This is a genomic window from Chitinophaga ginsengisegetis (assembly GCF_900168065.1).
GTDB lineage: Bacteria > Bacteroidota > Bacteroidia > Chitinophagales > Chitinophagaceae > Chitinophaga > Chitinophaga ginsengisegetis.
In genome coordinates this window covers 123758-135731 of the sequence record NZ_FUZZ01000002.1, presented here as the reverse complement: position 1 = coordinate 135731, position 11974 = coordinate 123758, and the positions used below count along the sequence as shown (strand labels likewise).

At 49.4% G+C, this 11974-nt stretch carries 11 protein-coding genes; 3 read left to right on the top strand and 8 right to left on the bottom strand.

Features of this window, described 5'->3' with window-relative positions:
- Positions 1–3: 3 nt before the first annotated feature.
- Positions 4–987, top strand: a complete 984-nt coding sequence (locus B5Z18_RS14295; RefSeq protein ID WP_143313600.1) for a BT_3987 domain-containing protein — start codon at positions 4–6, stop codon at positions 985–987.
- Positions 988–1044: 57 nt separating this feature from the next.
- Positions 1045–2643, top strand: coding sequence for a GxGYxYP domain-containing protein (locus B5Z18_RS14290; RefSeq protein WP_200817281.1), 1599 nt, complete (start codon positions 1045–1047; stop codon positions 2641–2643).
- A 60-nt stretch (positions 2644–2703) separates the two neighbouring features.
- Here B5Z18_RS14290 and B5Z18_RS14285 read toward each other — a convergent pair whose 3' ends face one another.
- The 4 genes from B5Z18_RS14285 to B5Z18_RS14270 form a co-directional block, all read right to left on the bottom strand.
- Positions 2704–3090, bottom strand: coding sequence for a DUF3037 domain-containing protein (locus B5Z18_RS14285; protein ID WP_079470166.1), 387 nt, complete (start codon positions 3088–3090; stop codon positions 2704–2706).
- Entirely contained in the window at positions 3068–3871 is an 804-nt protein-coding gene (locus B5Z18_RS14280) for a HipA family kinase (RefSeq protein ID WP_079470165.1), read from the bottom strand. The genes B5Z18_RS14285 and B5Z18_RS14280 overlap by 23 nt, the downstream gene beginning before the upstream one ends.
- A gap of 84 nt (positions 3872–3955) precedes the next feature.
- Positions 3956–5023, bottom strand: a complete 1068-nt coding sequence (locus B5Z18_RS14275) for a winged helix DNA-binding domain-containing protein (RefSeq protein ID WP_079470164.1) — start codon at positions 5021–5023, stop codon at positions 3956–3958.
- Positions 5024–5076: 53 nt separating this feature from the next.
- Positions 5077–6018 carry a helix-turn-helix transcriptional regulator gene (locus tag B5Z18_RS14270; protein WP_079470163.1) on the bottom strand — a complete coding sequence of 314 codons (942 nt, stop codon included), beginning with the start codon at positions 6016–6018 and terminating at the stop codon, positions 5077–5079.
- A 108-nt stretch (positions 6019–6126) separates the two neighbouring features.
- On the opposite strand from B5Z18_RS14270, the gene B5Z18_RS14265 reads away from it, so the two are divergent.
- On the top strand, positions 6127–7074 hold the full coding sequence (locus B5Z18_RS14265; protein WP_143313599.1) for a hypothetical protein: 948 nt from the start codon (positions 6127–6129) through the stop codon (positions 7072–7074).
- Here the strand turns inward: B5Z18_RS14265 and B5Z18_RS14260 are convergent.
- From B5Z18_RS14260 to B5Z18_RS14245, 4 genes are all read right to left on the bottom strand, one after another.
- Complete coding sequence (locus tag B5Z18_RS14260) at positions 7063–7461, bottom strand: winged helix-turn-helix transcriptional regulator (protein WP_079470161.1); 399 nt, start codon at positions 7459–7461, stop codon at positions 7063–7065. The two genes, B5Z18_RS14265 and B5Z18_RS14260, sit on opposite strands and share 12 nt — an antisense overlap.
- Positions 7462–7616: 155 nt before the next feature.
- A complete protein-coding gene (locus B5Z18_RS14255; RefSeq protein WP_079470160.1) occupies positions 7617–8468 on the bottom strand; it encodes an aldo/keto reductase in 852 nt (283 codons plus the stop codon).
- 130 nt (positions 8469–8598) lie between these two features.
- Positions 8599–10413: a cytochrome-c peroxidase gene (locus B5Z18_RS14250; protein WP_200817280.1), complete on the bottom strand. Its 1815-nt coding sequence runs from the start codon at positions 10411–10413 to the stop codon at positions 8599–8601.
- Positions 10400–11968 (bottom strand): purple acid phosphatase family protein, encoded by a 1569-nt coding sequence (locus B5Z18_RS14245; protein WP_079470159.1) that lies wholly within the window; start codon positions 11966–11968, stop codon positions 10400–10402. The genes B5Z18_RS14250 and B5Z18_RS14245 overlap by 14 nt, the downstream gene beginning before the upstream one ends.
- Positions 11969–11974 lie beyond the last annotated feature (6 nt).

The window sequence follows — 11974 nt, the reverse complement described above, 5'->3', positions numbered from 1 at the left end:
TTTATGAACAGATTATCCAGCTATATTTTTTTCCTGCTCATCACAGGTCTTATTGTTTTCACCGCTTGTAAGAAAGATCGTGTCGCCACGTCAACTGTGTACATGCCCAACGCATTGGGTGTAGTAAAGGTAACGTTTGAGATGGCAGATACGCCTTACACCATACCGGTGAGCGCGGTTATAACCGGCGCTGAATATGCTACTGTGACCAATGCGGTAGCGGGAAGTGATATTGTGGTACACTTCAGGGCAGACCCGGAAAAGGTGGCTTTCTTCAATGAACAGAATGGCACTGATTACCGCGTATTACCTGAAGGCAGTTACGAAATGCCTGCTACTGCTACTATTGTTAAAGGCGCTTCTATTACTGCTGCAACAGGACTGGCAATCCACGCCAAAGGAAAAATAAATCCCTTCCAGGATTATATGATCCCCGTTAGTATTGAAAGCATTGAAGGAGCCAACGCCAGTGCCTACCAACAAACTACTTATTATGTGGTAAATGCTACAGCGGATCTGAACAGCATGATACCTTATGATCAGGCTAAGTGGACCATTGCTGGTTTTTCCACGGAAGAACCAGCGGAAGGCGGTGGAAACGGGCTGGCCGCAAGAGCGATAGACAATGATCCATCCACCTTCTGGAATTCCAAATGGTCGGGTGGTGAGCCCGGTCCTCCCCATTATTTTATAGTAGATATGGGAGAAGAGAAAGCGGTACATGGTATCGGTATCATGGACCGTTATTTTGAGGGCAGCTGGCAAACCGATGGTCATGGTCAACCCCAGGATATAACCGTTTCCGTTAGTACGGATAATGCCACCTGGACAGAAGTGGCTGTATTAAAAGATGTACCACATGATCCCGGTCAGCCCTGGTACAAATATTTTGTATCTACGCTAAAACAGGCGCGGTACGTGAAGTTCACCGTAACAAAAGTATACGGCACTTCCAGCACCAACATCGCAGAAGTACAGGTGTTTTAACGCAAATGCCACACTGTTTCTATTTATTTTTTATCACCAACTGATCACATTTCTTATATGAGAAATAGCCATACTTTTATCTTTTTTATAGCCACCATGCTGGCCGTTGTTACGGCCTGTGGCAAAAAGAATACTACCGAAGTAGCCGTAGTACCACCACCGGGAGCAGATACCGTTGTATTGAAGAAAGGGGTACTCCATCAGAAGGGCGCTGCCCTCACAGCGCTGTGTGTGATCCCGGCCAGCTCGCTCACCGCCGAACAAAAAGTGCTGATCGCCACACTCCAGGGAGTAGTAGCGAAAACTTCCGGTGAACAGATCTATATTGATGAGGGAGGCGCTTCTTCCGTATGGAAAAATTATCTTTCCGAAAAATATAAAATAAGGATTACTAACTATACGTCATGGGCGGAACTACTCCGGCACTTCGCCCCTAAAGTGAGTGGCTATGTGCTGTACAACCGCACTAAAAATATCCGCTCTCTCACTGCCGCAAATTCCCTGTGCGGACCTATGAATGCCATTGCAGTGGATGCCAGCCTGGAAACGGCTGTTATCACTGCCGGTATAAAGATAAAAAAAGCGGATATGCGTGCACGTGATGAGAAGTGGATATGGGAACATTATCCTGCAACATTCAGCCGCTCGTTGGCAGCAGAACAGAACCCTGCTATTGATCACCACCTCCGGGATTACATTACGCTCACCAATGCGTTTACTTTTTACGACGGCGAAACGCCCTGGCGCGTCGATGTGCTAAAAGCCCTGCAACCGGAAGCCTTTTGCTTCGGATACGGGAAGGAAGAATTTTCGATGGTGGCAAATGCAGCTGCTGCCGGCGTTGTAATGTTGCCAACAGACCTGGCCGCTAATCTTGCGCCGTTGAGCAGTGTGTATGACGAAGCGCCGTTGAAACAGCAGGGCCGCACCACACCGGCGGCAGAACAAAATGTACACTACGTTACTTTCCTGTTGAGTGATGGCGATAATGTAGGCTACGATCTGTGGAGCATGCAGCAATACTTCAGCCATCCGCTGAGAGGCACATTCAATATGGGCTATACTATCAGCCCTTCCCTGGTGGACCTGGCGCCTGCCGCCATGCGGTGGTACTATGAAAAGGCAGCTAATACAGATAAAGGCAGGGACTTTTTTGTAGCCGGACCAAGTGGAAGTGGATATACTTTTCCCAGCAAAATGCCGGCCGCCGCACTCGATCAGTACGTGCAACGCCTGAATACTTTTATGGCAAAATCCGATCTGAATATCGTGAATATCCTGGATCAGGGCGCCCTGGAAAGAATGGATCTGTGGGATAAATATCTCGCACAACCTAATATAGATGCCCTGCTGTATACCGGTTACGGAGAAGCGCCCGGTGGCAGTATCCGCTTTTCTGCCAACGGGAAACCTGTTATAGAAGCCGGCGATAACCTATGGGCCGGGTTGGAAGAAGAAGCTACTGTGATCAGTAACATCAACGCCAGACCTGCAGACCCGTATAGCCGTTCAGGTTATACACTGGTGTTTGTACATACCTGGACAAAAGATATGTCGGCCATAAGTACAGTAATAGCCGGCCTGAACAAAAATGTAAGGGTAGTTACACCAGATGCCTTTGTGCAGCTGGTCCGTAAAAATCTCGGAACAAAATAACGATTGCCTTAAAATGCAGATGCCGGGTTATTTACCCGGCATCTGCATTTTTTGCGTTATTTAAAGTACCAGCTGCCGGTGCAACCGCATCAGCGTATCTTCCGCATCAGCGCTGCAAAACCCGGGATGCACCCTCGATGTTTGTACCACACTGCTGCGCGTGGCAGTTAACCAGCGGAAGCGGCTGGCGAGATCCAGCGCCCCGATCGGGCCACCTGCTTTGCTGCCTTTGGAAATTTCCACGAAGGCATCCAGGTAGGGGCGGATGGTGTTAACATCTGTTTCCGGAGAAAGTGCGTGTAGTTTTTCTTCGTTCAATGTATATACTGCCCGTAAAAATTTTTGTTGCCTGCAATAGAGAATAACACCAACATTCAGAAATTCTTCCCGCTCTACGCTTGGCACCACCCGTATTACAGCGTACTCATATAAGTGATTGTCTTGCATGTTGTGCTTCTTTTACAAAAATTCCGGAGTGGCTGATCCGGTTTGTTAAAAATTCAAAATATACCTGGCGTCTTTCTTCCGGTGTAACATCGTTGCTATCTTCACTACGCAACCATTCTTCGGGGATGATGTTTACAACGGCGCGTATCCGCTCCGGCGTGAGGATCAGGTTGAAAGCGGCATCTACCTGTTCCAGCTCACTGGCCTGTGGCAGCAGCACATGATCTTTTACCTGTACAAAAGGACGAAGGGATTGTTCCTGCCAGTTTTGCCAGGAGTGATGGAAATAGAGGGAGGCGCCATGATCAATAAGCCACAGTTCATTGCGCCACATCAGCATATTGGTGTTGCGGGCGGTGCGGTCTACATTGGTCAGGAGGCAGTCGAGCCACACGATCTTCGACGCTGTTAACGCATCAATGGTATTTACCGTAGGATCATAGGTGGTAGCGCCGGATAAATAGTGCAGCGCAAGATTGAGGCCCACACTTTTTTTCAGCAGGTCCTGTATTTCTTCATCGGGTTCTGTACGGCCAAAAGCAGCATCGAGATTGGCAAATACGAGTTCCGGTATTTTCAGTTTGAGTATCCTGGCCAGTTCGCCGCCGATTAATTCTGCGATGAGTGCTTTTACGCCCTGGCCTGCGCCCCTGAACTTCAGGGCATACAGGAATCCGTCGTCTGCTTCGGCGATAGCCGGCAGCGAACCACCTTCACGTAACGGTGTTACGTAGCGGGTTACATTCACCGTTCTTAGCTGAAGTTGAATATCGTCTATCATCTGATAATCTGGTTATCGTTTTCTTAATATGAGTCTATAGTCAAACAAAGTAACCAAATATCAGGCACTTTTTGTCACCGGGCTTTATATGGAGGTGATGCTTTGCAGCTTCTTCCCCATAAAAGCCGCATAGGCGGCAGCTGCGGTGTCTACTGCTGCTTTTTTACCGGGACAGATCAGTTGTGTGGTCACAGTAATATGCTGACTGCTTTCTTTCCGGTTCCAGATGCCGCTCACCTGCCCGTTCACCACCACTACAGGTTTAAAGATGCCATAACCGGCGGTGGACTGGTGCTCAGCAGGGAGGATATCGCAGCGGTCTTTATACGCCACAGCGTATTCGTCGTAACTGGGCAGAAGGAATGTGGAGGAAACCGTGCGTTTATTTGCCGGTGCGCCGGCAGCAAACCAATAGGCTTGCCCGTTAGCAACGGTATGGGAAAGTTGTTCTTTGTTGAGGTGCAGTCCTGTTTTGATATCGGCGATATTTAACCCGCTCCACCACTGGAAATCCTGGATGGTGGCGGGGCCTCTGCTGCTGAAGTAGCAGAGGGTGAGGCGGGCGATAGCTTCTTCGCGGCCAGGTGCAGGCGCATCGGGTACGCGGTCGGAGAGCAACGCATAGGTAAATTGTTTTCCCTGGCGGGGGCCGCTGCAGATGAGGCCTTCCAGCTCCGCATCCATCAGGAGGAATCCCAGCCGGATATCATCGGTGTTGATCTTCGCTTTGGCGAGCAATGGAAGAAGGGCTGTGCGGGTGAGAAATTTATGGTCGCTGAGCGCTTTGGTGATAATGTTGTTGCTCCGTTTCAGGTCTTTGTCGGAAATGCCCAGTTTTACGTGCAGTCTTTTATTAAAGGCTTTTATTTTGGGAGCGGTCAGTTGCAGCATCCAGCGGATATCTTCCGGCGCCACAAAGTGCCAGGTAGGGCGCAGGATATGGGTGCGCAGGATCTTTCCATCGTTAAAATCCTTTTCAATAGAGGCGTCGGTAGTGCCTTTAATACGGTTGCCGATAGCCCATTTGGCGCCTGCATAATCCTGGGCCTGTATGCAGCCCATCCAGCGTACCAGGTCGGCGGGCCGGGTAAAACGGGAATGGAGGAGCTGCTGCTGATGCAGCCGGTGTTGTATGATCTGCTGACTGTTCATATTCCAAAATTACCGGTGGGGTGTGACAACGGTATGTCAGTTGGGAAAACGGGTCAGGAAACTTTTTTCAGCATTTCCTTCAGCCGGTCTTTTACCAGGGTTTTAAGGGAAGCAGGGCTAATAATGTCGGCCTGATCAGCGAAGGTGATATACCACCGGGAAAATGCCTGTATACAGGGCGCCTCAAATTCCATACGGGTGTGCGTTTTACCTGCTTTCTCACTGTTAAAGCCGTAGTTATATTTCTGTTCTGTAAGATACCGGGCCATATCGTTATGCACGTTGATCACTACCGGGAACGACTGTCCGTTATCTTTAGGTTTGTTTGCCAGGTATTCGGTCAGGGAGATGTGTTGCCGGTGGAATGGCCGGCCGGTATCTTTTACAGAAAGCATCCGTTCTGTTCTGAAAGGATGATACTTTTTGGAGGTGGCACAGAAGGCGATGGCATTCCAGCTGCCGTTTTCCCGGAAAATACCGATAGGTTCTATATCCCTTTCATTAATGCCGGTTTCGGTAGCATATTGGATATGCAGCACTGTCTTTTCACCTACTGCCCTGATGAGCAGGGGAAGGGTATCATTGAGCAGGTGATTATGTTCGGATACTTTATGCCTAACGGCAATATTTTCTTCCAGGTCTTCCAGCACTTTTTTCTGTGCATTGCGCAGCACGGCTTTTACTTTGAACATCGCGCCTTTAAAGCGCTCGCTGTTTTGCAGGTCGGCATGATGCTCCAGCATTTTTTCTGCCATCAGGAAAGCAATTACTTCTTCTTCGGTAAACATTACCGGTGGCAGGCGATAACCTTCCATAATGGAGTAACCCAGTCCTTTTTCGCCGATAACAGGCACTCCGGCCTGTTCCAGCGAACGTACGTCGCGGTAAACAGTACGCAGGCTCACATCAAAGCGGTCGGCAATTTCCTGGGCCAGCACCAGTTTTTTGGATTGCAGATGTATGAGGATGGCGGTTAAGCGGTCGAAGCGGTTCATCGTGGTAATCAGTTAACAGGATTAAGGAAACTAAATTACTGTTTTCCCCGGATATCGTTTTTGCGCCGGGAGTATTACCTTTGCCGGCACAGATATTTGCTTAAAGTTATGATGAAACGTTTGTTTGTTATGGTATGCCTCCTGGCGGGATGGATAACTGCCAGTTTTGCGCAGTCGGATGAATACCTGAAAAAGAAGAATGTGCCCGATACTATTTTACAAAACCGCACCCTGTTACTGGCAGGTACTTTTAATGCACAGAAAGCACTGCTGCAATTGTTCCCAGGAAAATATTATAATCTTACTAAAGATAATTACCGGAATGAACTGATCAACTGGGAATGTAAAACCTGTAAGCCGAAGCCTTACCCGGATGTAAATGAAGATGGTAATCCCGCCTTCCCTTATCCTGAAGGCGTGGCCACCCGTTTGATCAACGAAATGGACTTTAAAGACTCCACGGGGTTGCAGTATAAAGTGATCAGCTTTAACCATTCTGTATTTGATGAAGAAGGTTTCCAGACCTCGCGCTTCACCGGCGGCTTACTGGGCCTCGCCAAGTTTGTGCTCACCGATGAAGGCTGGAAGCTGCGGATGTTTCAACCAGCCATCAGAGCGTATGGCGCTTTTTCAAAATGCCCTACGCCAAAGCCATTACTGATAGGCAATGATCAGTATGCGTTTATGATTAAACATAGTAATGGACCCGGTGGCGGTCCGTTCGATGGGGACTATTTCCTGATTGCAGGTATCAACGGCGGTTACCAGCAGGTGATGGCCGCTTATGGTGTGGAAAGAACAGAAGCAGAAGAAGGGTTATCCAGCTGGAGCAGCGGGTACACGGTGTCTGCGGGCGATAAAAAGTACTTCCGTGATATTGTGATCACGTTAAAAGGAACCGCCACCGCTACGGACACCGACCGGCTTCCGGATGAAGTGAAAAGCCTGCTGAAAGGCAAAAAGAAAATACGGTTTACAGCCGTGAAAAGATATGTATACATGGGCAGCAAAGGCTATCAGCTGCAATTGCCCGTGAAAGCCACGCTAATCAACTGATGCCACTTCCAGGGCGGGTATTTCCATGCTGCGCCCTGTGATCTTTTTCCGGTGCATTGTTCCCCATACGGTTAATGAATGGAGCACATCTCCCAGGGTATCGCTGTAGTCAGTAAGCTCGTACTCCATAAGGGTACTGCCTTCCGCTACCGGTATTCTTCTCACAAAACCGTTCATCTCCATATCTTTCAGCTCATTCGACAACACCTTTGCCGAAATCCCTTCCACTAAACGCTGCAGTTCATTAAACCGCCGCCTGTGGTCAATAAGGGCCACAATAATCTTCAGTTTCCACTTGCCACCGATGGCGTACATCGCGTCTCCCACTGCTGCGAGAGAGGCGGCACATGCTTCCGGTGAAGGATGACGTTTTTTATCCACTTGCATATATTTTAACTTATCTGGAGGTTAGTAGCGGCCTCCAGGTAAGGTTGAACAGATAGTTACCAAAGGTAAGCAGTTTTCCTGAAGCCGGCTTACGGACTTTAAATAAGAAAGGGGAAAGCGACCACGCCTTCCCCTTTCTTAAAATCACCTGATTGTTATTTGCTGAGTAATTGAAAATCTTCTTCAGATAATTCAATTGCTCCTGCTTTAAGATTTTCTTCCAGGTGGGCAATGCTTTTAGTTCCCGGGATCAGCAGGATATTGCTGGCGCGTTTCAACAGCCATGCCAGCGCAATCTGCGCGGTGGTAGCGTTGTGGCGGCCGGCAATTTTACTGATCTTTTCTTCCAGCGTATGCGGACCGGAAGCCAGCGGGTACCACGGAATAAAGGCAATGCCTTTTTCAGCAGTATAATCCAGTACGGATTCCCACTGGCGGTTACCGAGGTTGTACAGGTTTTGTACCGATACAATGGGGAGTATTTTTTCTGCCTGCTGGATCTGCTCAATATTTACTTCAGACAGCCCTACATGCTTAATCTTACCCGCTTTCACGGCGGCCACTACCGGCGCCAGGGTTTCTTCCACCGGGATGTTGGGGTCTATGCGGTGCAACTGCCAGAGATCTATCACATCTGTTTTCAGGTTCTTGAGACTGGCATCGATGTCTTTGGCAATCCATTCCGGGCGGCCATCAGGTATCCACTGGTTGGGTCCGGGGCGCTGGAAGCCGCCTTTGGTAGCGATAATGAGCCCTTTTTGATATGGATGCAGGGCATCTGCAATGAGGCGTTCATTGGTACCAGGGCCATAAGCCGCTGCGGTATCAATAAAGTTTACACCGGAAGCCACTGCCTGTTGCAGTACCTTAATGGCGTTGGGACGGTCGGCTGCATCACCAAACACACCGTTGCCGGTTAGTTGCATGGCGCCGTAACCCACGCGGTTAATATTGAATTCACCTCCTAAAAGAAAGGTGGTGGCGGGAGATATTTGTGTTGTTTCCATTTTTTTATGATTTGATGGATCAAAGGTAGGGGGAACGACTGATCCGGAAATTGTGAAAATAGCAGAAAGAGTTGTATAAATCAAAGAATGAGGGGGAGGGGGATGTTTGTCATTAAAACGTAATACCAGGCTACTTTGCGATGGGCTTATCCGTCAACGCATGCATAAACGCAATCAGGTCCCTGATCTCTGTTTCGTTGAGATGCAACGGCGTGGAAGAAAGCGTTTGATACAGATCAGTCATACCCACTCCATTGCCGCCGCCGGCATTATAAAACTCCATCACTTTTTCAAGGTCACGGAACGCGCCGTTGTGCATGTAAGGGGCGGTCATAGCGCTATTACGCACCGTGGGTGTTTTGAAGGCACGCTGATAATATGCGATCGGGAAAAATTCAAACCTGCCGGCATCAGTATCGTGTTGCGGATGTTGGAGATCGTCGTTAGCAGGCATGCCCAGGTTTTCAAATTCGGTGAACTGGTACAAGGGTGGTGTGAGCCCGTTGAACAGTGGTGCAAAGTGACAGGTAGCGCATTGCGCTTTCCCGGTAAATAAGTTGAAGCCCCGGATCTGTGCCGGTGTCAATGCGTTTTTGTTGCCGGCAAAATATTCATCCATTGCGCTGTTCATGGGTGCAAGGGTACTTAGATACGCCGCGATAGCGGTGGCCAGGTGCGGCATGGTTACAGCGGCGGTGTCTTCAGGATAGGCGGCAGCAAAGGCGTTGCGGTAATGCGCACTGTCTTTTAGCCGGCTGATGATCACAGTGGGATGGCCATCCATCTCTTCGGGGTTGCTGATTACGGTCAGTATTTGTTTTGATAACGTACCGGCTCTGCCGTCCCAGAACTGTGCGTATTGGAACGCAGAATAGGTGAGGCCCGGCGCATTTCTTCTTACCGTCGTTTTATTATCCAGCGCCATGCTGGTGCGCAGGCCATCGCTGAAGTATAGTTCCGGGCGGTGACAGGTACCACAGTTGCGGGTGTTGTTACCGGAGAGCGCTTTTTCAAAGAATAATTGCTTCCCTAACAGCTTTTCTTTTTCCGTATATACGGCGCCGTTAGTAAATGCTTTGAGGTCTATAGCATCTTTGCTGAAGAGGTTGGGTGCGTTGTAGTTGAGCGCGCTGCGGGTATGCAGGTCTAACTGTAACGCACGTATGAGTGCGCCGGTACTTTCCTGCAAGGGCAGGCCGCAGGTGGTAAGGAACTCCAGCCGGTTGAAGTCGTCGAAGCCGGGATGTGCGTCAAGGTATTGTATACAAAGGGCCAGGTAATGTGCTACGGATTTTGTTTCGGGAGAAGAGGTGCTGAGCCAGGGTTCCATCACTGCCTGGATGGTTCGCATGGATTGTGTGGTTTCTGCGATCCCTGTTTTTAATTCCGGTGCATCGTAGCCGGTGATGCCTCCTGCGTACAGGCGTACCAGTTCGAGGCGGATACTTTCCATAATGGCTTTATCGCTGGTGGTGAACTGGTAGAGCAACGACGTAAGATCAGCAGCGGCGGTACGGATTACCAGTGCTTCTGTTACCAGTTCTTTTTTCCGGGAGAAAGGATCTTTCTCAAACAACAGTACCGCTATCTGCTGTAACCCTGATGGCGCCTGGTATTCCATGTAAGGTTCATCTATTTCCGTTTTGGCCGGGCGGTTATACACCATAGCGGAAGAGAAGAAAAAGTAATCGAGGAAAAACTCAATCCTTTTATATTGTAACCGGCACTTTTTCAGTGCTTCCCTGGCAGCGGTAATGCTGGCCGTATCATCTTTATCAATCGCCTGTATGGCTTGTTCCAGTTCCAGGGAAGCCGCCGAAAATCCGTTGGCACCTTCCCTGAAAATGGCAATAGTATGGGTAACACCGCGATCGTCCGTGGAGGGTGTAAAGCTATAAGCTACCAGCAGGCTGAATAACAGCCAGATGATCTTATTTCGATACATATACGGTGAAGGTATCTTTTACATTATTGTACGCATCTGCTACGGTATATTTTGTGGTAGAGGCGGTAGGTGTTACGGTAATACTCCGGGTGGTTTCCTTACGGTTATTCCATTTGTAGGTACCGATGAAAGAAGCCGTTAATGTGGCCACTTCTCCTTTTTTGATCCGGATATCCGTGTTCCGGTTTACGTTTTTCATCATGGTAAACTGGTCGCGGATGGTGCCATCTGCGCAGATCCATTTCAGATCCAGGCGGTTGTCCTGTATTTCGAGTATGCTGGAGCCGCCGTGTTCTGCATCTGCAAAATACATGGCGTTATGCGGGTAAACGGTTTGTTTGCCGCCCAGTTTCCCGGCGGAGCCGCTCACTACGTATACAGTACCGGTGGTACGGATGCTGTCTTTGATATACGGTGCGGAATTGTTGCCGCCGTCGTAGCGGCCGGAAGAGTTGCTTACGTTATGTTTGGCCGGATCAAAGCTGTTGGCGGGGCCATAATGTCCTTTGATCATCCTGGACCTTTCGTAATCATGACTATGTCCATTCAGTACCAGGTCTACGCCGTTGCGTTCCAGTATCCGGATAAAGTTTTCCCGGATGTGTACCAGTTCATCTTCTTCGTCAGAATTATGGGAACCCATTGTATACGGCGGATGGTGCCAGTAGGCAATTACCCAACCCTTGTTTTTATTGGCAGCGAGATCTTTCTTTATCCAGGTTACCTGCGGACCGGTGGTATCGTACAGGCGGTAAGCGTTGTCTTCTTTACCGTAGCTGTCGAGCGACAGGAAGTGGATGTTCCCGATATCAAAAGAATAGAAAGAAGCCGAGTGGGAAGGCAACCCGCCGGATTCTCCTTCCGATGGCATGGAGAAGTTCTGGTAGTAGTTTGTTTGGTGCGATTGCTGTGCAAAGGCAGCAGAGATATCGGTATCATGATAGTCATGATTTCCGGGCGCCGGGAACAGGGGAAATTTCTTCAGCAGGTCATCTTTATAAACATTAAAAAACTTGCTCTGATACTCCGCGTCCGTACCGTTGGGATAGGCGTTGTCGCCTAACAATATCCATGCATTCAGGTAGTTGTTGCCGAGGTACTTTACCAGTTGTTCCTTTACGAGTTGCTGGTTGGGAGAGCCGTCGCCGCAATCGCCCAGCGCGGCAATGCGGTACAGGTCTGTTTTACCGGCTTCGGGCAGGGTCATAAAGTAGTTGTCTGCGTTGCCCTGCAATACATCCTTATAGCCGCCAATGGAATAATAGTAGCGGGTGTTGGGTTGCAGGTTTGTAAGCAGTACTTTATGCTCTGTTACCAGGTTGGCATCATCTGCCTGCTGGTCCAGCTTATCCGGCGCGGTGCCGTATTTCACACGGCTGCGGGCAGATGCATCGGTGCGCCAGCGGATCAGCATCTGCTGTGTACCGGCTGCCTGCAGGTAAGGGCCACGGATCAGCTTTGCAGCGATGGGCGCTTTCGTAACAGCAGCATCCTGTGCCTGCACCAGGTGTAAACCGGCAAACAGGCACAGGGAAGCGAGAAAGATAGATTTCATATATGG

Bases quoted from the DNA above. Each gene is read 5' to 3' on its own strand.
- B5Z18_RS14250 (WP_200817280.1), bottom strand. From the start codon at position 10,413: ATGTATCGAAATAAGATCATCTGGCTGTTATTCAGCCTGCTGGTAGCT.
- B5Z18_RS14245 (WP_079470159.1), bottom strand. From the start codon at position 11,968: ATGAAATCTATCTTTCTCGCTTCCCTGTGCCTGTTTGCCGGTTTACAC.
- B5Z18_RS14265 (WP_143313599.1), top strand. From the start codon at position 6,127: ATGATGAAACGTTTGTTTGTTATGGTATGCCTCCTGGCGGGATGGATA.
- B5Z18_RS14270 (WP_079470163.1), bottom strand. From the start codon at position 6,018: ATGAACCGCTTCGACCGCTTAACCGCCATCCTCATACATCTGCAATCC.
- B5Z18_RS14255 (WP_079470160.1), bottom strand. From the start codon at position 8,468: ATGGAAACAACACAAATATCTCCCGCCACCACCTTTCTTTTAGGAGGT.
- B5Z18_RS14260 (WP_079470161.1), bottom strand. From the start codon at position 7,461: ATGCAAGTGGATAAAAAACGTCATCCTTCACCGGAAGCATGTGCCGCC.
- B5Z18_RS14280 (WP_079470165.1), bottom strand. From the start codon at position 3,871: ATGATAGACGATATTCAACTTCAGCTAAGAACGGTGAATGTAACCCGC.
- B5Z18_RS14285 (WP_079470166.1), bottom strand. From the start codon at position 3,090: ATGCAAGACAATCACTTATATGAGTACGCTGTAATACGGGTGGTGCCA.
- B5Z18_RS14290 (WP_200817281.1), top strand. From the start codon at position 1,045: ATGAGAAATAGCCATACTTTTATCTTTTTTATAGCCACCATGCTGGCC.
- B5Z18_RS14295 (WP_143313600.1), top strand. From the start codon at position 4: ATGAACAGATTATCCAGCTATATTTTTTTCCTGCTCATCACAGGTCTT.
- B5Z18_RS14275 (WP_079470164.1), bottom strand. From the start codon at position 5,023: ATGAACAGTCAGCAGATCATACAACACCGGCTGCATCAGCAGCAGCTC.